The organism is Cognatundibacterium luofuense, from assembly GCF_018139685.1.
GTDB classification, from domain to species: domain Bacteria; phylum Pseudomonadota; class Gammaproteobacteria; order Burkholderiales; family Burkholderiaceae_D; genus Undibacterium; species Undibacterium luofuense.
In genome coordinates this window covers 155,166-173,890 of the sequence record NZ_JAGSPN010000006.1, presented here as the reverse complement: position 1 = coordinate 173,890, position 18,725 = coordinate 155,166, and the positions used below count along the sequence as shown (strand labels likewise).

Below are 18,725 nucleotides of genomic sequence, written 5' to 3'. Positions count from 1 at the left end.
CATGTTTCCTGAAATCTCTACTCCCCGTTTGCAGATGCGCGTTTTGCAAACTGAAGACCTGACTGCATACCGGCAATATCTGACCCAAAACCGCGAACATCTTCGTCCATGGGAACCGGAACGGACTGAGAGTTTTTTCAGTGATCAAGAATGTATTGCCCGCATTAGTCTGATGCATCAGCACACTGAAGCTGGTACAGCGATCCCCTTTAGCTTGTTTATGGGGAGGGACATGATTGGAGTTTGCAACTTCAGCAACATCGTACACGGAGTTTTTCAGGCCTGCCATCTCGGTTATGCCATTTCAGCTGCACATCAGGGGAAAGGTCTGATGCGTGAAGCCGTTGAGGCCGGTATTCACTACATGTTTGAAAAGCAAAATTTACACAGGATTATGGCGAACTATCGTCCGGAAAATCTCCGCAGTGCGGCACTGCTGGACAGCCTGGGCTTTGAACGTGAAGGTTTTGCAAAACGCTACCTGAAAATTAATGGTGTCTGGTGCGATCACGTTTTGACAGCAAAAGTCCGTGATGACGAGTAAGTCATTATAAAATTACAAATATCCGAGACGCACACCAATAACCGCTATGGCACTTTCTTTGCGAATGACCGCAATGGTCATGCTGTCTGTTTTCATTTGTACCAACGCCAGTAGTCAAACGCTGCAAACAGAATCAAAAACAACTGATTCATCATCTGCCCGTCCGAAAGTCGCACTGGTTTTATCAGGCGGTGGTGCGCGTGGTTTCGCACATATTGGTGTCATCCGGGCATTAAGACGCATGCAAATCCCGATTGATATGGTAGTCGGAACCAGTATGGGCGCAGTTGTCGGTGGTGCGTATGCTGCAGGACGTACACCTGAACAACTGGAAGAAATAGTTCGCAGCACCCGCTGGGATGAAGTCCTCGCTGATCGTCCGGCGCGAAATGAGCTGGAGTACCGCCGCAAAATCGAAGACACATTACTGCCGACCCGTATCGAAATGGCAGTCACGAAATCCGGCGTATATTTGCCAAAAGCGGCAGCCGGCAATGCCAGTCTCGAACATGCGCTTACGCGCTTACTCCCGGATGGTATGCGCGATCAGCCGGTAAATCAGTTATCACTTCCATTCACCTCGGTAGCGTCAGACCTGACGACCGGTGACCTGGTAGAACTGAACGATACACCGCTGCTCGCATCAATGAGAGCGTCGCTTGCTGTACCGGGCGTTTTCGCTCCTGTTCGTATTAAGGAGAAACTTGTCGTTGACGGTGGCCTGGTCAGTAATTTGCCTGTCGAACTGGCTCGCAGTATGGGTGCGGATATTGTGATTGCGGTCAATGTCGGAACTCCGCTTTCTCCTGAAAAAGATATTCACAGTGCATTTGATGTTGCCAACCAGATGCTGCAGATTCTGACTGAACAGAATGTTCAGCGCTCGATTAAACAATTACAAAAGCAGGATGTGCTGATCGCACCAAAACTGGATGGCATCAGTTTTCTCGACTTCTCCGCTTTTCCTCGGGCTATTAAAGCAGGAGAACAAGCTGTGGAACTGGCGCGTGAGCAACTGGTAAAACTGGCGATCCCCCGTGAGGCTTATGCAGAGCTGGAAGAATTCCGGGTTCTGAATACAAGACACGCAAAAGATACCGTAAGGGTACTCCCGATCGCCAGCCTGGATGTCAAAGGCACACAGTATGTCAATCCGGATGCTCTGATCGCGCAAACCGGACTACAGGAAGGTCAGAATCTCACTCAGGATGAAATTCGTCAGGCTGCAACACGATTGTACGGGCGAGGAGATCTGGAGGAAGTGAAAACGGTGATTGATGACAGCGGCAATGAACGTAAAGTCACCATCATGACGAGAGAATCGCAATCCAGTCGCAATCGCTTACGCCTGGGCATGGAATTGTCCAGTGACTTTAATGACGACAGTCGCTTCGCACTGAGTCTGATGCATGTTGCATCAAGTCTGAATGGATATGGTGCTGAATTACGTACGCTGGCAAAAGTCGGCAGCCAACAACAATTCAGTACTCAATTCTGGCAGCCTTTAGCACCGGCATCTGCATGGTATGTGGCACCGGGACTGGAATACAACGCCTCCGGTCTGGATTTTTATCAGGGCACAACACGCATCGCCCGTATCAACAGCAGTCAGACTGGAATGAGTTTCGCACTCGGACGTCAGCTCGGAAACTGGGGAAGTGTCGAAGCAGGTATTCAGCGCGGCTTTCAGAAAATCAATGCGATCCTGCCAAGTACGATTGAAAACGATCCGAAAGCACGCTATTTTGCGACGACACGGTTTATCCATTTTCATGCGGATACTCTGGACTCCATCAGCTTCCCGACCAGCGGATCAATGATGGATTTCGTCTGGCAAAGCTCTCCGGGAAACGACGGAAATCAACCCGGACAGGCAAGTGCTGAACTTTCCGGGATGAAAGCTTTGTCTTTCGGCGAATGGGCAGGTCATTTGTACGGCGAATGGACACGTGCGCAAAACACGACCACTCCGTCGCCTCTGGGCGGATTTCTGCGACTGACCGGTCTGCCGCGAAACTCATTGTATGGCGATACAACGCTGTTTGGCCGCCTCGTTGTCGCGCGGCGTATTGGTGCTCTGCCTTCGACAATTGGCGGCGCAGTACGCCTGGGATTCTCTATGGAACTGGGTGGCAGCTACGGCGGCAATGAGCCGTATTCGTTCGGTCGTATGAGACAGGCTGCCAGCGCCAGCTTATCGGTGGATACGCGCTTCGGCCCCGTCTATCTGGGTGCAGGTGCAACCCGTGGGGCCGGTTCAGGTGTTTACCTTTTCCTTGGTCCGATATGGTGAGTAATGGACGCCGGTTCCGGTTTAGTTTGTGGACGACGTAAAGCTGTAAATGCAGAAAATTCCCAGGACCGGAAACCGACGACCAGCGTATAGCCATCTTTCTGTTCCGGTGACAAGCGGCGCTCTTCCTGATGGAAACGCGCCAGCTCTGCAACCAGTTGCTGAATTTTCAGCACGATTTCCTGAGCGCTGCGATCCGACAAACGAGCAGGTACACAAAGTAAAGTTTCACCCTTGCCGTCAAAGCGACCGTCGAAATAATCTGCCACAACATGTTCGCGGAAATACTGCTGCACCGGGCCGTCAGAACGCCAGTGGAATGCCGGTGATACTTTCAGCCGGTATTTATTGTTAGGCCGCAGTTCAATCACATCCAGTTTATCCAGTGCAATCATATTCAGAATGCACTCTGCTTCTGTCATCTGATAAGTCTCAACGATCTGCTCCAGCGTCCAGTGACCCAGACAGGAAATAGCGACCAGCAACAATTTCGGATCCGCCATCAGCGACTTTTCCTGTTCCAGCGTCAGCGTATCGTTAGGCGGGGTCACGTCGGCGGACTGACGCAGAATATCTTCCAGCGCCACACCCGCTGCTTTACAAATTTCGGCCAGACGGGTCAGGCTCATATCCTTCTGACCAAACATCCGTTTAACACTGGACTCACTCATACCGATGCGTTCAGCAAGCATCTTATACGTCACGCCGGCCGCACGCAGCTCAGACCGCAACACTTGCAAAATCAATTCCGGGGAACTCATTTGGTCTCCTTTTCTGAACGAATGAAGTTTCAAAATTTAATACCACAATCAAATATTAACTCATTTCGAATCAAAAACCAGTACCGATTTTCCTGAAATTTTCATAAAAACAAGGTTCAGCAGTTGCTGCCGGATGCCTGTAACAGCGGAAGAGTCATATAATGCTGGCGTTCCCGCATTTCGCACGCTGACTATGCTGAAAGAAAGATTATTTCTGTATTTCCGACTGGTACGACTGGATAAGCCGGTTGGTATTATGTTACTGCTCTGGCCCACGCTGACAGCCCTCTGGCTTGCATCTGACGGGCACCCCGACTGGCGACTGGTTGTTATTTACAGTCTTGGTACGGTGTTGATGCGCTCCGCTGGCTGTGCAGTTAATGATTATGCAGATCAGGATTTTGATAAGCATGTAAAACGAACCGCTGACCGCCCGGTAACCAGCGGAAAAATCTCCGGAAAAGAAGCTTTGGTTGTCGCAGGATTACTCGCCATCATTTCGTTTTGCCTGGTCATTCCGCTCAACACACTGACCAAACAAATGTCTGTCGCCGCGCTGATCATCGCGGGGACCTATCCTTACTTCAAGCGGTTCTTTGCAATTCCGCAGGCCTATCTCGGTATCGCTTTCGGCTTCGGAATTCCGATGGCTTTTGCCAGCGTTCAGAACCAGATCCCGGTGGCGGCATGGGCGCTACTGGTAGCCAATATTTTCTGGGCCGTGGCATACGACACCGAATATGCAATGGTAGACCGCGATGATGATTTAAAAATCGGTATTCAAACGTCTGCCATTACCTTTGGTCGTTTTGATGTGCTGGCTGTGATGCTTTGCTATGCCTTCAGCTTTGCGCTGATCACACTGACCGGACTGCAATACGGGCTGGGTATTTTCTTTTTAACCGGGATGGCAGTGGCTGCTCTGTTTGCGGTCTATCACTACACATTGATACGGCATCGTGAACGTATGGCTTGTTTTGCGGCATTTCGCCACAATAACTGGTTAGGAGCGGTCATATTTGCAGGTATTTTTATCGACTACGCAATTCGCTGAACGTACTTTCCTTGCAAGGGCTATACTGAGTGCAATCGGTTTTGCGATCAGACAACACCCGCCCGGATGACTGTTCTACACTGAACCTGACGTATTGTGACGTTGTATTGCTAACACTGTGAAAGGAAAAACCATGAGCAGCACTGAACAGCAAAAAGACAAACTGATGCAGGACTTACAGCAAGTCATCCGCGATGCCGAAGATTTGTTACGGCATTCAGAGCAACAATCCGGTGAAGGCTTTCAATCTGCGAAAGCTCGCTTTGAGCACACCTTGCGCCATGCAAAAGCGGAAGTTGCCCGCATCGAAGACATGGTGGTAACACGTGCACGCGAAACCGCCAAAGCAACCGACGTCTACGTCCGTGAAAATCCCTGGCAATCTGCCGGTATCGCTGCCGGCGTCGGTTTGCTGGTTGGCTTACTGATCGGCCGCAGCCGCTGATCCCGATGGCACTGCTGGATTCGGTAGGCCGCCTTGCGGCCAGCATGACAGATATCCTGCAAACCCGGCTGGCGCTGGCCTCGCTGGAGATCGAAGAGGAGTTGCAGCGCTTTCTGCAGCTACTGCTTTGGTCGCTGGCTGCTTTTTTCTGCGCCTGCTTTGCCGTTGTGTTGCTGGCTGTAATGCTGATCGCTTTATTCTGGGACCACTACCGTCTGCCGTTAATCGGTGGAATGATTGCCGCGTTCGGCGGTGCCTCGTACTGGATGTTTGCACATATCCGCAATCAGCTGGCCAGCAAACCGCGCCTGCTGCAAGCGACCTTGGACGAACTGGAGAAAGATGCAGCACATTTACGCGGTGCTGCACCAGAGGAAAGGCAGGAAAATGCAAACTGATCCTCAACTGCAGTTACGCAAACAAGCCTTACTGTTAAAGATTCAGGCGCAACGCCAGTTATGGCATCTGCAGACTGAACAATTCCGTTCGGAACACAGATTGGCTGACATGGCACAGCGTGTAATCGGACAAGCGGGCGACACGTTTAAAAAACGTCCGCTGACAATAGGATTAGGAATACTTGCACTAGCGGTGCTGAAGCCCGGTCGTGCCCTGAGGCTGGCACAAGCCGGATTGCAGGCATGGCGTTTATGGCAGGACTTGTCTGCTTCACGTACAGATCCCCCTCCTCCACGCTGACTCCGGCTCAGCGTAAATGCTGCGGCCTGTCACCAACTGCGAGGCGATGACCCAAATGGTGATTACGAAATAACCACAAACGTTCCCGTGCATCTCCCGGGCGAGCGCCATCCCACACCAACTCCCAGTCCCGGTCTGACAACAAAGATTCCGGTGCGCTATCGGTAAGTCCGTTAACGATCAGCAAGTCGCACTCCCGATACGGTTCAGTTTCCTGCCGGTGTGTAATGATTCCTGAGAAATAGCGCAGCATCGCCCGTTCGGACTCACCGAGATTCTGACTTGCCATACAATGAAAATCACCCGGCATCACTGTTTGCATATCAGAAAAAACACTGCGGTAACTCTTTGCATAGTCCAGCCACGGTAACCACAAAGTACACAGCACCAGCCAGCACAAACTCAGCCCGGCTGTCCAGATACGCAATGGATTTCCGCGTTCATGCCGGACTTGCCACAAGCACAGGCCTGCGAGTACAAAGCAAACCGCAACAATGAAAATATGTGCGTAACTGACCGGCATAGAAAAATCTGCAGGCAAGATACGCAGCAGCCACTTCCATGCTGGCGCCTGATTAAACACCATTTGCCACCAGACATATAACAATACGCTGCAAATCGCGCCGAACATGATACCGATGACTACGCTGAAGCTGCGTTCACCAACATACCGGACAGCAGGAGCCGCCAGTACAGCGATGGGAAACAACAAGGGCAACGCATAGTTGTCGCGCGCAGAAGCGGCGGTACCCAGGACTGCCAGCATCACAATGAAAACCAGGCTGCAAACCTGAATCGCGGGATGACTCAGTATTCGTGTACGCCAGTGCCAGAGCGTCAGTAACGCCAGTGGCATCGCTGGAAAGGTGAACCAGGGTAGCGTCGTAATCCAGAAATTCTCCGTATGCGGCGCGCCGAGTCTGGCAACGGAAAAACCAAAAAAACGACCTATATTATTTTCCCAAAACCACTCCATAAATAATGGCTGGGAAGTCTGCCACAAAGCGACGGGCCAGATCAGCAGCCATGGCAAAGCCACCATGAATGCTGTCAGCAGAAATTGAAAGTAACTGCGTCTGCGCCATGCAGGGAACAAGAACGGCAGCAACACTGCGACCACAAAAAATACGCCGGGTCCGAGAATACCCTTCGCCATCATCGAGACGCCGACACCCGTTCCAAGTACAACGGCAGACTTAAGATCAGGTGATTTATTCCACATCGCAAAACCAGTGACAGACAAGGCAAACCCAGTCAGCAACGGGACATCCGTCACCATCAAATGTGCATGAAAAATAAGGCCGAGGCATCCGAATAATGCCAGCAATGCGGATGCTGCGAATTCGCGTCCCCACCAGAGCCTCGCACAAACTGCTGCGCAAACACCGGTGATACTCATCAGAATTCCACTGGTCAGACGAGCCGCATCATGCGCAGGCAAGATTCCATCGAACGTGTGTACAAGAATTGTCGCAATCCAGTAGTACAGCGGCGGTTTTTCCATAAACGGCTCACCTGCCATTGCAGGAACAACCCAGTCACCGGTTTCCGCCATATGGTGAATAATTCCGAACACATAGGTTTCATCCTGCTTCCACGGGTCATGCCCGGTCAGCCCAGGGATCAGATAAAGCAGAGAGAAGAATAATAGCCGGCCATGACGACGCATCGCCTGAATCAGGAAGCTGACGGAAGCAAATTCAGAAAACGCAGGAACAGAAAAACGTGGGCTAAGCATGGATTGAACACAAACAAAAGCGTCTATTCATCCTGCAGCAAGCTGGCGGAAGCGGCTGACTGACTGCGCGGGACATCAAAAGTAACGCATTGTATATGCAAAGCCTCGCAATGTAACACTCTGCAACAGAGAAAATTCTCTATTTTTCAAATATTTTCCCTTGAGAAACAATAAGTTATCAAAATGCGCTCACAAATAAAAAAGCCGACCTGTTACAAGGTCGGCTTTTTTTGTACGATGAGTAGCTGGAAATGCTACCTGATCAAACCGGACTGCTTAGTCCTGACTACCGAGCTCGTCACCCAGTTCACGCGCACGTGCAGCAGCAGCCTTTGCACCAATGATGATGGATGCCGCAACACCGGCCTCCTGCATCGCGGTTAACGCGGCAAACGTCGTACCACCTTTTGAGGTGACTCGTTCACGCAATACTGACACCGATTCGTCAGCATGGACTGCAAGGCTGGCAGCGCCTTCGAATGTCGCAATCGCAAAACGGGTGGCCTGTTCCGGTGTGAATCCCATGTCTCGTGCTGCCTGCTCCAGTGCTTCAATGAAATAGAACACATAGGCCGGGCCGCTGCCGGAAATGGCCGTTACGGCATCCAGCTGCGCTTCCTGCTCAAACCATGCGTACTGACCGACTGCCGATACGACTTGCTCCGCAACTGCACGCTGATCAGCGCTGACATCCGGCAAAGCATACAAACCACTGATCCCTTTTTGTACCAGCGCCGGTGTATTCGGCATGGCGCGCACGATGGCCGGATAATCACCGAGCCAGCGCGACATATCAGCAGCGCGGATACCCGCCGCCACCGAAATCAGTAACTGCTGTTTCAGCCACGGCTGAATACTGGCGATCACATCGCGCATCTGCTGCGGCTTCACCGCCAGCACAATCACGTCCGCTGTTGCCAGCGTTGCATCCGGCTGTAAAGCGGTACTGACACCCAGCTCACTTTCAAGCCGGCTGAGGGTTTGCTGGCTGACATCCACCACATGCACACTGGCTGGCGGATTGGCTGCACCAAGCAAGCCACGGATCAGGGCGACAGCCATATTGCCGCCACCGATAAATGCGATGTTCTGATTACGCTGCATAATGTCTCTTTCCAAAAATTGCGGTTCCGATTCTGACCATGGTACTGCCTTCGCTGATGGCTGCCTGCATATCTGCACTCATTCCCATCGACAAGGTATCCAGCGCGATGCCGTGACTGCGGATTTGCTCTGCCAGTACACGCAGGCTGGCAAATGCGGCATGCTGCGCGGCCGGATCTTCTGTTGCTTCCGGCACGGCCATCAGTCCGCGTAAACGCAGGCGGGGCAACGCCTTCACTGCCTGCGCCAGTGCCAGCGCCTCTTGCGGGCTGGCACCGCTCTTACTGCTTTCCCCGCTGACATTAATTTGTAAGCAAATGTTAAGCGGCGACAAATGATCCGGACGCTGCTCCGATAATCTTTGCGCAATTTTTAAGCGGTCAACGGAATGCACCCAGTCAAAATATTCAGCGACCGGGCGGGTTTTATTGCTCTGCAAAGGGCCGATAAAATGCCAGCACAGCGCCAGCTCAGGATGCTGATTCCGTATCAAAAGCAGCTTATCCTGCGCTTCCTGCAGGTAGTTTTCACCGAAATCACGTTGTCCGGCTCTGGCCGCTTCAATCACGGCATCAGCCGGAAATGTCTTGGAAACCGCGACCAGACAAACACTGCCCGGCGCGCGTCCTGCCTGCTGTTCAGCGCTGTTTATCTGCGCTCTCACTGCTTGCAAGTTGTCAGAAATTGGGGACATAATCAGTTACCTTCTTTGGCATAATCGTGAGTTCTGCGCAGTCTGCGCAAATTGGTTTGCCTGCACTTTACTTATCTTCCCGGAATTATAAATGGACATCTCTGAACTGCTCGCATTCTCGGTCAAGAACAATGCATCCGATCTGCACTTATCGTCCGGGCTGCCGCCGATGATACGTGTGCACGGCGATGTGCGCCGTATTAATCTGCCACCGCTGGAACACAAGGATGTGCACAGTCTGATCTATGACATCATGAATGATGGCCAGCGCAAAACTTACGAAGAAACACTGGAATGCGATTTCTCGTTTGCAATTCCCGGCCTCGCCCGTTTCCGTGTGAATGCATTTAATCAGGAACGTGGCCCGGCAGCGGTTATGCGTACGATTCCATCCAAAATCCTGACGCTGGAACAACTGAACACGCCAAAGATTTTTGCGGATCTGGCGCTGAAACCGCGTGGTCTGGTACTGGTGACCGGCCCTACCGGTTCCGGTAAATCCACCACACTGGCGGCGATGATCAACCACCTCAATGAAAATGAGTACGGTCACATTCTGACTGTGGAAGACCCGATCGAATTTGTGCACGAATCCAAAAAATGTCTGATTAACCAGCGTGAAGTCGGCCCGCACACGATGTCGTTCAACAATGCGCTGCGCTCTGCACTGCGTGAAGATCCTGATGCGATTCTGGTCGGTGAGTTGCGTGACCTGGAAACCATCCGTCTGGCGCTGACCGCTGCTGAAACCGGTCACTTGGTGTTCGGTACCTTGCATACTTCCTCTGCTGCAAAAACCATTGACCGTATCGTCGACGTGTTCCCGGCAGAAGAAAAAGAAATGGTACGCGCGATGTTGTCGGAATCGCTGCAAGCCGTCATTTCGCAAACCCTGATGAAAACCAAAGATGGCAGCGGCCGTGTGGCAGCGCATGAAATCATGATCGGTACACCAGCGATCCGTAACCTGATTCGTGAAGCGAAAATTGCGCAGATGTATTCTGCGATTCAGACCGGCAATAACGTTGGCATGCAGACACTGGATCAGAATCTGACCGATCTGGTACGCCGCAATGTGATCGCTGTCGGCACTGCCCGTGCCGCCGCAAAAATCCCGGAAAACTTCCCGGGTTAAGGACAGGAGTAAAACATGGAACGCGATCAGGCCACCAAATTCATGCACGACCTGCTGCGACTGATGCTGAACAAAAACGGTTCAGACTTATTCATCACAGCAGACTTCCCACCCGCCTTCAAAATCGATGGCAAAGTCACGCCGGTATCGAATCAGCCGCTGACACCGGCGCATACGATTGATCTGGCGCGTGCGATTATGAATGATAAGCAGGCCGCCGAATTTGAAGCATCCAAAGAATGTAACTTCGCGATTAATCCCGCTGGCATGGGACGTTTCCGCGTTTCTGCATTTATGCAGCAAGGCCGCGTCGGTATGGTCTTGCGGACGATTACCACTGCCATTCCGAAATTCGAAGATCTGGGTTTGCCGGAAGGTCTGAAGGACGTGGCCATGACCAAGCGCGGTCTGGTGATCATGGTCGGTGCGACCGGCTCCGGTAAATCCACCACACTGGCAGCGATGGTGGGCTTCCGTAACATGAACAGCTTTGGTCACATCATCACAATTGAAGATCCGATTGAATATGTGCACCCGCACGGCAATTGCATCGTCACTCAGCGTGAAGTCGGCATTGATACTGAAGACTGGGGCACGGCACTGAAAAACTCGCTGCGTCAGGCACCGGACGTGATTCAGATCGGTGAAATTCGCGATCGTGAAACCATGGACTTCGCGATTGCGTTTGCTGAAACCGGTCACTTGTGTCTGGCGACGCTGCATGCGAACAGCTCGAATCAGGCGCTGGACCGTATCATCAACTTCTTCCCGGAAGAACGCCGTGCGCAATTGCTGATGGACTTATCGCTGAACTTAAAAGGTGTGATTTCTCAGCGTCTGATTCCGCTGAAAGGCCGTAAAGGTCGTGTTGCCGCAGTGGAAATCATGCTCAACAGTCCGCTGATTTCCGACCTGATTTTCAAAGGTCAGGTGCATGAAATCAAAGAGATCATGAAGAAGTCGCGTGAGCTTGGCATGCAGACTTTTGACCAGGCGCTGTTCGATTTGCACGAACAGGATAAAATTACCTACGAAGACGCATTACGTAATGCGGATTCTGTTAATGAACTGCGTCTGGCAATCATGCTCAACGGTAAAGAAGCAAAATCGCGTGATCTGAGCGCCGGCACACAACATCTGGGAATTGTCTGATGCAAACGCTGGATTTCACCGTCAACGACCTGCAGGGTCGTCCGGTCGATTTAAAACAATATGCAGGAAAAGTCGTGCTGGTGGTCAATACTGCCAGCCGCTGCGGTTTTACACCGCAATACGAAGGTCTGGAACGCCTGTACCAGACTTACCGCGATCAGGGACTGGTGGTGCTGGGTTTCCCTTGCAATCAGTTCGGCCATCAGGAACCGGGCGAAGCTACAGAAATCGCCCAGTTCTGCGAACTGCGCTTCGGCGTCAGCTTTCCACTGTTTGAAAAAATTGAGGTAAACGGTAAAGCCGCTCATCCGTTTTATCAGCAATTAAAATCGGCTGCGCCGGGCTTGCTGGGAACGGAAGCGATCAAATGGAATTTCACCAAATTCCTGATCGACCGCCACGGCAAAGTCGTACGTCGCTACGCACCGCAAGCCAAACCGGAAGAACTGGAAAGCGCAGTCCGTGAATTACTCGGGCTGGGTATCTGAACCTACGTTGTCTGCGGAAAATGCTCAGTAATTAAGAAAGAGAAAGCGGCGCTCAGCCGCTTTTTTGTTTTCTCGCGCCGGGTCAGAACAGAAATGCACCATCCAAGTGATTCAGGCCGGTGGCCGGAATGCCTGCAGATCCCCGCGCCGGATGGCATCGACGATTTGTCTGGCATACATGACCGCACGCTGAAACCACTGGCCGTCTTTATCGCCGAGATCCTCCAATTCATCTTTAATCAGATCTGCCAGATTCTGATGGCAATGTGCAGCCATAATGCATGCCATTACAACGTATTCGTTGGTTGCAGAACAATCGCCGCCCAGCTCACAGGCTGCCAGGCGCCATGCTCGGAACATGATCTGCCCATCCTCTGAAGCAAAGAGGTAACTTTTTCCGTTGAGAAAAAGAATACTCTTCATATCATTCTCGATAGCGTTCCCGCGAATGCCATAGTCGCCGATCAGAATAGGATCATAGGAAGTAAATATCGCCTGCAAAATCTGATTTTTTGCTCTTAACGCCCCTTCGGGATCGTTTCTTGATGAAATGCCCGATGCGATCGTCATGATTTTGACAACAGGATCGTTTTTTTTCAGACCTTCTTCTCGCAATGACCTTCCAACACCTCTGTCGAAGTCACTTTTTGATAACCCCTGACACAGATTTTGCAGATAAGTAAATGCCTTCTGTCTGGCAGCATATGCCTCTGAAGGGAAAATCTGATCAAAGGGCAGGTTGGGAAGTGCATCGGTAAGCTGTTTGGCGTTATAGCACTTTTGCAAACCCTTCATCGCATAGGCGTAGCCGCCCTTTTCCGGATGCTGTTTTGCGTACTCGACAAAAGCCCGCATATTTCTGGTCTTGGCGAACATTTGTGCCATGCCATCTTCCGCTGGCTGCGCGGGCGAACTGACAGGTTGCGTGGCGGGATGCGCTTCAGGTAACGGCGGCGTACTACCGGTGCTGATCAGCTTTACCGGATGTCGTTCCTGTCCGTCGGTTGGGTACAAGTACGCCAGCATGCCACCAATGGCGGCTACCGCTACAAAGATCGCTATTTGTTTTACGCGCATATCGAGTTTTGGTGATGCTGGTGTTTTGCCGGAGTGCGACACTGGCATTTCTGCAGAAAAATCATCCACGCAACAGCGTCAAATCATTCCGAATGAATAACAATTCCCGATTACAACATTAACAAAATAAAAACTCAAGGATGGAGCAAACAGTAAAGTCAGCTTGCGGCTCTGCAGGACGCTGCCGGAAAGCATGAAAACCCCTGTTTTGCGGAGTTCTGCATAGCGATCCGGCGGTCGTCGGCAGAAAGTCCGGGGCTTGCAAAATGCCGGATGCGGCATTCTGCACAGTCCCCGTGGGCTGATGATGCGGAGACAGCGATCAGCCAGCGCTGGTGGCGGCAGACAGGCGGCGTTCCAGCAGGACGATCCAGTGTTCTACCGGTGTTTCCGTTCCCGATTGCAAATGGGCGATACAACCGATATTGGCGGAAACGATGCGGTCCGGCGTGGTGGCCTGCAAGGCGCTTAGTTTGCGGTCACGCAGGGTTTGCGCCAGCGAGGATTGCAGGATCGAATACGTACCGGCAGATCCGCAGCACAAATGGCTGTCGGCACACAGACTGACCTGAATGCCGTGCTGCGCCAGCAGGCGTTCGACTTTGCCACGGATCTTCTGGCCATGCTGCAGGGTACACGGCGGATGGAACAGGATTTTTTCCTGATCCGCTGCAGCAGGTGCGAGTTTGATCAGATCGTCGGCGAAACCTTCCAGCACTTCGCTGATGTCTTTGCACAGTGCCGATACCTGACGTGCTTTGGCAGCATAAGCCGGATCATCCTGCAGCATATAGCCATAATCACGCACGGTGACACCGCAACCGGACGCGGTCATCACAATCGCTTCGGCACCGGCTTCAATCAGCGGCCACCAAGCATCGATGTTATTACGCATATCCTGCAGCGCGGCTTCGGTTGCATTCAAATGATGATGAATCGCGCCGCAGCAACCGGCCTTCGGCGCGGTCACCAGTTGCACGCCGAGCTTATCCAGCAAACGCACGGCAGCGGCATTGATTTCCGGCGACATCACCGGCTGCACGCAACCATCCAGCAGCAACATGCTGCGCTGATGGGTACGCGCCGCTTGTGCGCTACCCGTTGTCTGCGTGGCGGCAGGTCGCAGTTTATTGCGCAATCCGGCTGGCAGCAGCGGGCGCAGTAACATGCCGGTGCGGTAAGCCGGACGGAACAGCCACTGGCGCGTCAGGCCGGTTTGCAGAGTTTTACGCAGCAATTGCTGCGCCGGTGAACGCCCGACACGCTGCTCGACGATATGACGGCCTATATCCAGCAAGCGGCTGTAATGCACGCCGGACGGGCAAGTGCTTTCGCAGTTGCGGCAAGTCAGGCAACGGTCCAGATGGGTTTGCGTCGCTTCGGTCGGCATTTTGCCTTCCAGCACTTGCTTGATCAGATAAATCCGGCCGCGCGGACCGTCCAGTTCATCGCCGGTAACCTGATAGGTCGGACAGGTGGCGGTACAAAAACCGCAATGCACACATTTACGCAAAATCTCGTCTGCTTCACGCCCTTCGCGGGTGGCCAGTAACGAGGCCAGCAAATTGGTTTGCATGACTCAGAGCTCCTTATACAGACGACCGGGATTCAGAATACGCTGCGGGTCCAGTGCCTGTTTCAGACGCTGGTGTACCTGCATCAGTGCGGGGGACAAAGGACTGAACACTTCATCACCGGCAGCCGCGCCACGGAATGCGGTGGCATGACCACCTGCAACTGCGCAGACTTCGCGTATTTTGCCGGCAGATTCTTCCGAACGCAGCCAGCGTTGCGCCCCGCCCCACTCCCACAGGGTTTTGCCATTCAGCGCCAGCGCCGGTGCGGTGGCTGGCAGCGATAAGCGCCACAGAATATGGTTGCTGTCTTCCTGAAAGTAGGCGTGGCTTTGATCGCGCAGCGAACGCCACCAGCTGCCCGCATCACGCAATTCTTCGCCACCGCTGTGACGCACGGCTTCGCGCACCGCTGCTTCTGCACCGGAGAAACGCACGATCAGGCGTCCCATATGCCAGCTGGCAGCACTGACCGGCAAGGCGCGTCCGCACCACTGACTGACAGTGCGCAGCGCATCGGTTTCGCTCAGCATCAGCACGCGACTTTCTTCGGCAAACGGACGCGGCAACACTTTCAGCGATGCATGAGTGATTACGCCCAGACAACCGAGCGAACCGGCCAGCACGCGCGATACATCGTAGCCAGCGACGTTTTTCATCACCTGCCCGCCGAATTCCAGCATTTGTCCCTGCCCGTCGATGATGCCTGCACCGAGCACGAAATCGCGCACCGATCCGGCATACGGACGACGCGGCCCGGCCAGTCCGGCGGCGATCGTGCCACCAACGGTACTGTGTTCAGAAAAATGCGGTGGCTCAAACGCCAGCATCTGACCATGTTCTGCCAGCAGCGCTTCAATATCGCGCAAAGGCGTACCGGCGCAGGCAGTAATCACCAGTTCAGTCGGATCATAGGCCAGTACGCCTTGCCACGGGCGCATGTCCAGTGTTTCACCATCGACGGCGCGGCCATACCAGGCTTTCGAATTCCCGCCACGAATTGCCAGTGGCTGACGGCGCGCTGCCGCATCGCGTATCTGTTCTGCCAGTGCAGAAAATTGTTGAGTGGTTTGCGTCATGTGCGGAATCATCCTCAGAAACGGGGCAGTTCAGGGAAACGCAACTGACCCTGACGGACATGCAGGCGACCGTATTCGGCGCAGCGGTGCAGGGTTGGAATCGCTTTATCCGGATTCAGCAACATGGCCGGATCAAACGCGCGTTTCACGGCAAAAAAAGTATCCAGTTCGCTGCGTGTGAACTGCACACACATGGATTGAATTTTTTCGATACCGACACCGTGTTCACCGGTAATCGTGCCGCCGACTTCCACACACAATTCCAGAATCGCCGCACCGAATTGTTCGGCGCGTTCAAACTCACCCGGCTGGTTCGCATCAAACATAATCAGCGGATGCAGATTCCCGTCGCCAGCATGGAAGACATTGGCGCAACGCAGGCCGTAGGTTTTTTCCATCGCAGCAATACCGAGCAGCACTTCGCCGAGGCGTTTGCGCGGAATCGTGCCATCCATGCAGTAATAATCCGGTGAAATCCGTCCGGCGGCCGGAAATGCATTTTTACGGCCAGACCAGAAACGCAGTCGCTCATCTTCGGTCGCGGATACCGCAATCCGGCGTGCACCGGCGTTGCGCAGCACAGCGCTCATGCGGGCGATTTCTTCTTCCACTTCCGCCGGTGTGCCATCCGATTCGCACAGCAGAATCGCTGCAGCCGCCGTGTCATAACCAGCCTGCACAAAAGGCTCCACCATTTGCGACGATGTCTGATCCATCATTTCCAGACCGGCAGGAATAATGCCGGCGGCAATCACGTCCGCCACTGCCTGCGCGCCCTGTACCACATCATCAAACGATGCCATGATCACGCGCGCCAGTTGCGGCTTCGGCACCAGTTTCACCGTGACTTCGGTGACGATGCCGAGCATGCCTTCCGAACCGATCACCAGCGGCAGCAAATCAAAACCGGGACTATCCAGCGCTTCACTGCCGACTTCCAGGACTTCGCCTTCCATCGTCAGCAAACGCACGCGCAGCACGTTATGCAGCGTCAGGCCGTATTTCAGGCAGTGCACACCGCCGGAGTTTTCGGCGACATTGCCACCGATGGTGCAGGCAATCTGGGATGAGGGATCGGGCGCGTAATACAAACCGTGTGGTGCCACCGCATCGGAAATCGCCAGATTACGCACGCCGGGCTGCACTTGTGCAGTTCTGGCATTCGCATCAATCGTCAGAATCCGGTTCAGTTTAGCGGTGGATAAGACGATGCCCTGCGCCATCGGCATCGCGCCGCCGGACAAACCCGTCCCTGCACCGCGCGGCACTACCGGTACGTTAAAGCGCCGGCAAATCTGCAATATCGCCAGAATCTGCGCTTCGTTTTCCGGCAAACAGACCAGCAGCGGCAATTGCCGGTAAGCGGTCAGCCCATCACATTCATAAGGCCGGATTTCTTCTTCGCTGTGCAACAGCGCATGGGCTGGCAAGACTTGCGCCAGCGCCCGGACCAGGGTTTTCCGGTCGGCTGTCGCGACCGGATTCATATTGTGCTCTGCCATCGTCTCCTCACACCATCGCAGAAAATCAACAGCATCACGCATCCCCGCCGGGCGCTGTCTGTGCTGTCTGGAATGAAAACAGTGTATCGGGGAATCAACAGCCTGAGATGAATTGTTTATCCGGATCGAATTGAATAGTTTTCAAGCGCAATAAACAACAACTGCGCCTGCGTCATCATGCGTACCAGCGCGGGCTGAGTGCGGTCAATGCGCTGTCCATACGTTATCAAAGCGCTCAGGCACTGTGAAAGCCCTGAAAATGCCTTTTACAGCCCTAAATGCGGTGTTCAGCACAACGATCCGGCGGTCGCCGGCAGAAAGTCCGGTTCTCCGGAAATACCAGATGCGGATACCTGCACAATAGCAGGTGCAGATCCGTTGCCGGAAGCGGACTGCGGGAAAGCTGGTTTTGCCTTTGCCTGAGCGTTGTATGGCCTGCCTCTCGTCTGCGCAATCTGGTTGCGGCCACCGACAATGCTTTGCGATTTTGCGATAAACGCCTCTTGATTGCGGCAGCAGACTTTCATTACCGCCAAAAAGCAAACAGCCCGGCGAACCGGGCTGTTGTGTGCAGCGGAAGCTGTCTGAATTACACAGAGAACGAAGAACCGCAACCGCAAGTGGTGGTTGCATTCGGGTTCTTGATCACGAACTGTGCGCCTTCCAGATCATCTTTGTAATCGATTTCTGCGCCGACCAGATACTGATAGCTCATGGAATCGATCAGCAATTGCACGCCGTTTTTGGTCATGGTGGTGTCGTCTTCATTGGTGATTTCATCGAATGTGAAACCATACTGGAAGCCGGAACAACCGCCACCCTGCACGAAAACGCGCAGTTTCAGATCAGGATTGCCTTCTTCTTCAATCAGTTGCGCTACCTTGGCTGCCGCACTTTCAGTGAAGTTAATCGGTGCCGGCATTTCTGCTACTTCGCTCATTTCAAACTCCTGTTTTCGGTGAATAACGCCATTATAGACCTGCTCACCGGACTATGCATTCGAGGCCGCCAGTTTCAGCACCGGCTCTTCTTCCTCGTCATGGGTTAAGGTACCGGAGACCAGCGCACCACTGAGCATTTCCAATGCTTTGTAATGCACATCACCGGCAATCCGCGCTTTTGGCTGCAATTCCAGCAATTCGGTGGAAATCACCGGGCCCTGAATCACGCCGTTCACAATCAGATGCGCGGCACGGACTTCACCTTCCACCACGGCCTGCTCGGAAATAATCAGCATACTAGGCTGGGAAGGATCTGCAATCACATTACCGCAGACGCGGCCATCAATACGCAGGCCACCCTGAAAATGCAGATCGCCTTCGATACGGATACCGGTGCCGATCAGGCTGTCTATCGTGTTACGTTTAGATTTGCGACTGAACATTG

Annotated in this window: 19 protein-coding genes; 9 read left to right on the top strand and 10 right to left on the bottom strand. The window is 53.2% G+C overall.

The window, feature by feature from the left end; all coding sequences use genetic code 11:
- Nucleotide 1 precedes the first annotated feature (1 nt).
- Complete coding sequence (locus KDM89_RS10145) at nt 2-544, top strand: GNAT family N-acetyltransferase (protein WP_230427786.1); 543 nt, start codon at nt 2-4, stop codon at nt 542-544.
- Nucleotides 545-623: 79 nt separating this feature from the next.
- Nucleotides 624-2,837: a patatin-like phospholipase family protein gene (locus KDM89_RS10140; protein ID WP_212687814.1), complete on the top strand. Its 2,214-nt coding sequence runs from the start codon at nt 624-626 to the stop codon at nt 2,835-2,837.
- On the opposite strand, the gene KDM89_RS10135 is transcribed toward KDM89_RS10140, so the two are convergent.
- On the bottom strand, nt 2,810-3,598 hold the full coding sequence (locus KDM89_RS10135; RefSeq protein WP_212687813.1) for a helix-turn-helix domain-containing protein: 789 nt from the start codon (nt 3,596-3,598) through the stop codon (nt 2,810-2,812). The genes KDM89_RS10140 and KDM89_RS10135 overlap by 28 nt on opposite strands.
- Nucleotides 3,599-3,791: 193 nt before the next feature.
- On the opposite strand from KDM89_RS10135, the gene ubiA reads away from it, so the two are divergent.
- The 4 genes from ubiA to KDM89_RS10115 all read left to right on the top strand — a co-directional run bounded on the left by ubiA (nt 3,792) and on the right by KDM89_RS10115 (nt 5,796).
- Nucleotides 3,792-4,652 carry a 4-hydroxybenzoate octaprenyltransferase gene (ubiA, locus tag KDM89_RS10130; RefSeq protein ID WP_212687812.1) on the top strand — a complete coding sequence of 287 codons (861 nt, stop codon included), beginning with the start codon at nt 3,792-3,794 and terminating at the stop codon, nt 4,650-4,652.
- 133 nt (nt 4,653-4,785) lie between these two features.
- On the top strand, nt 4,786-5,097 hold the full coding sequence (locus tag KDM89_RS10125) for an ElaB/YgaM/YqjD family protein (RefSeq protein WP_189357632.1): 312 nt from the start codon (nt 4,786-4,788) through the stop codon (nt 5,095-5,097).
- A 5-nt stretch (nt 5,098-5,102) separates the two neighbouring features.
- Nucleotides 5,103-5,495, top strand: a complete 393-nt coding sequence (locus KDM89_RS10120) for a phage holin family protein (RefSeq protein WP_212687811.1) — start codon at nt 5,103-5,105, stop codon at nt 5,493-5,495.
- Entirely contained in the window at nt 5,485-5,796 is a 312-nt protein-coding gene (locus tag KDM89_RS10115; RefSeq protein WP_212687810.1) for a YqjK family protein, read from the top strand. Before KDM89_RS10120 ends, KDM89_RS10115 begins: the two co-directional genes overlap by 11 nt.
- Nucleotides 5,797-5,803: 7 nt before the next feature.
- Here KDM89_RS10115 and KDM89_RS10110 read toward each other — a convergent pair whose 3' ends face one another.
- The 3 genes from KDM89_RS10110 to KDM89_RS10100 all read right to left on the bottom strand — a co-directional run bounded on the left by KDM89_RS10110 (nt 5,804) and on the right by KDM89_RS10100 (nt 9,332).
- Complete coding sequence (locus KDM89_RS10110) at nt 5,804-7,534, bottom strand: ArnT family glycosyltransferase (protein ID WP_212687809.1); 1,731 nt, start codon at nt 7,532-7,534, stop codon at nt 5,804-5,806.
- Between the two features lie 276 nt (nt 7,535-7,810).
- Entirely contained in the window at nt 7,811-8,638 is an 828-nt protein-coding gene (gene proC, locus KDM89_RS10105; protein ID WP_212687808.1) for a pyrroline-5-carboxylate reductase, read from the bottom strand.
- The gene (locus KDM89_RS10100) at nt 8,628-9,332 is read right to left on the bottom strand and encodes a YggS family pyridoxal phosphate-dependent enzyme (protein ID WP_212687807.1); all 705 of its coding nucleotides are present in this window, start codon (nt 9,330-9,332) and stop codon (nt 8,628-8,630) included. Before KDM89_RS10100 ends, proC begins: the two co-directional genes overlap by 11 nt.
- Before the next feature lie 91 nt (nt 9,333-9,423).
- Between KDM89_RS10100 and KDM89_RS10095 the strand changes: the two genes are divergently transcribed.
- The 3 genes from KDM89_RS10095 to KDM89_RS10085 are packed head-to-tail and all read left to right on the top strand — an operon-like array spanning nt 9,424 to nt 12,107.
- On the top strand, nt 9,424-10,467 hold the full coding sequence (locus KDM89_RS10095) for a type IV pilus twitching motility protein PilT (RefSeq protein ID WP_212687806.1): 1,044 nt from the start codon (nt 9,424-9,426) through the stop codon (nt 10,465-10,467).
- Nucleotides 10,468-10,482: 15 nt separating this feature from the next.
- A complete protein-coding gene (locus tag KDM89_RS10090) occupies nt 10,483-11,619 on the top strand; it encodes a PilT/PilU family type 4a pilus ATPase (RefSeq protein ID WP_212687805.1) in 1,137 nt (378 codons plus the stop codon).
- The gene (locus KDM89_RS10085; RefSeq protein WP_212687804.1) at nt 11,619-12,107 is read left to right on the top strand and encodes a glutathione peroxidase; all 489 of its coding nucleotides are present in this window, start codon (nt 11,619-11,621) and stop codon (nt 12,105-12,107) included. Before KDM89_RS10090 ends, KDM89_RS10085 begins: the two co-directional genes overlap by 1 nt.
- A 111-nt stretch (nt 12,108-12,218) precedes the next feature.
- Here the strand turns inward: KDM89_RS10085 and KDM89_RS10080 are convergent, their stop codons facing one another.
- The 6 genes from KDM89_RS10080 to KDM89_RS10055 form a co-directional block, all read right to left on the bottom strand.
- Nucleotides 12,219-13,253, bottom strand: a complete 1,035-nt coding sequence (locus KDM89_RS10080; RefSeq protein WP_212687803.1) for a hypothetical protein — start codon at nt 13,251-13,253, stop codon at nt 12,219-12,221.
- A 253-nt stretch (nt 13,254-13,506) separates the two neighbouring features.
- Nucleotides 13,507-14,760 (bottom strand): glycolate oxidase subunit GlcF, encoded by a 1,254-nt coding sequence (glcF, locus tag KDM89_RS10075; protein ID WP_212687802.1) that lies wholly within the window; start codon nt 14,758-14,760, stop codon nt 13,507-13,509.
- Nucleotides 14,761-14,763: 3 nt separating this feature from the next.
- The gene (gene glcE / locus KDM89_RS10070; protein ID WP_212687801.1) at nt 14,764-15,837 is read right to left on the bottom strand and encodes a glycolate oxidase subunit GlcE; all 1,074 of its coding nucleotides are present in this window, start codon (nt 15,835-15,837) and stop codon (nt 14,764-14,766) included.
- Nucleotides 15,838-15,851: 14 nt separating this feature from the next.
- Nucleotides 15,852-17,339, bottom strand: coding sequence for an FAD-linked oxidase C-terminal domain-containing protein (locus KDM89_RS10065; RefSeq protein WP_438947509.1), 1,488 nt, complete (start codon nt 17,337-17,339; stop codon nt 15,852-15,854).
- Nucleotides 17,340-17,928: 589 nt separating this feature from the next.
- Nucleotides 17,929-18,279 (bottom strand): iron-sulfur cluster insertion protein ErpA, encoded by a 351-nt coding sequence (erpA, locus tag KDM89_RS10060; protein WP_189357621.1) that lies wholly within the window; start codon nt 18,277-18,279, stop codon nt 17,929-17,931.
- Between the two features lie 51 nt (nt 18,280-18,330).
- Nucleotides 18,331-18,723, bottom strand: coding sequence for a bactofilin family protein (locus tag KDM89_RS10055; protein ID WP_212687800.1), 393 nt, complete (start codon nt 18,721-18,723; stop codon nt 18,331-18,333).
- Between the last annotated feature and the right edge of the window lie 2 nt (nt 18,724-18,725).

Coding starts and splice junctions, on each gene's coding strand:
- KDM89_RS10145 (WP_230427786.1), top strand. CDS start 2: ATGTTTCCTGAAATCTCTACTCCCCGTTTGCAGATGCGCGTTTTGCAA.
- KDM89_RS10140 (WP_212687814.1), top strand. CDS start 624: ATGCTGTCTGTTTTCATTTGTACCAACGCCAGTAGTCAAACGCTGCAA.
- KDM89_RS10135 (WP_212687813.1), bottom strand. CDS start 3,598: ATGAGTTCCCCGGAATTGATTTTGCAAGTGTTGCGGTCTGAGCTGCGT.
- ubiA (WP_212687812.1), top strand. CDS start 3,792: ATGCTGAAAGAAAGATTATTTCTGTATTTCCGACTGGTACGACTGGAT.
- KDM89_RS10125 (WP_189357632.1), top strand. CDS start 4,786: ATGAGCAGCACTGAACAGCAAAAAGACAAACTGATGCAGGACTTACAG.
- KDM89_RS10120 (WP_212687811.1), top strand. CDS start 5,103: ATGGCACTGCTGGATTCGGTAGGCCGCCTTGCGGCCAGCATGACAGAT.
- KDM89_RS10115 (WP_212687810.1), top strand. CDS start 5,485: ATGCAAACTGATCCTCAACTGCAGTTACGCAAACAAGCCTTACTGTTA.
- KDM89_RS10110 (WP_212687809.1), bottom strand. CDS start 7,534: ATGCTTAGCCCACGTTTTTCTGTTCCTGCGTTTTCTGAATTTGCTTCC.
- proC (WP_212687808.1), bottom strand. CDS start 8,638: ATGCAGCGTAATCAGAACATCGCATTTATCGGTGGCGGCAATATGGCT.
- KDM89_RS10100 (WP_212687807.1), bottom strand. CDS start 9,332: ATGTCCCCAATTTCTGACAACTTGCAAGCAGTGAGAGCGCAGATAAAC.
- KDM89_RS10095 (WP_212687806.1), top strand. CDS start 9,424: ATGGACATCTCTGAACTGCTCGCATTCTCGGTCAAGAACAATGCATCC.
- KDM89_RS10090 (WP_212687805.1), top strand. CDS start 10,483: ATGGAACGCGATCAGGCCACCAAATTCATGCACGACCTGCTGCGACTG.
- KDM89_RS10085 (WP_212687804.1), top strand. CDS start 11,619: ATGCAAACGCTGGATTTCACCGTCAACGACCTGCAGGGTCGTCCGGTC.
- glcF (WP_212687802.1), bottom strand. CDS start 14,760: ATGCAAACCAATTTGCTGGCCTCGTTACTGGCCACCCGCGAAGGGCGT.
- glcE (WP_212687801.1), bottom strand. CDS start 15,837: ATGACGCAAACCACTCAACAATTTTCTGCACTGGCAGAACAGATACGC.
- KDM89_RS10065 (WP_438947509.1), bottom strand. CDS start 17,339: ATGGCAGAGCACAATATGAATCCGGTCGCGACAGCCGACCGGAAAACC.
- erpA (WP_189357621.1), bottom strand. CDS start 18,279: ATGAGCGAAGTAGCAGAAATGCCGGCACCGATTAACTTCACTGAAAGT.
- KDM89_RS10055 (WP_212687800.1), bottom strand. CDS start 18,723: ATGTTCAGTCGCAAATCTAAACGTAACACGATAGACAGCCTGATCGGC.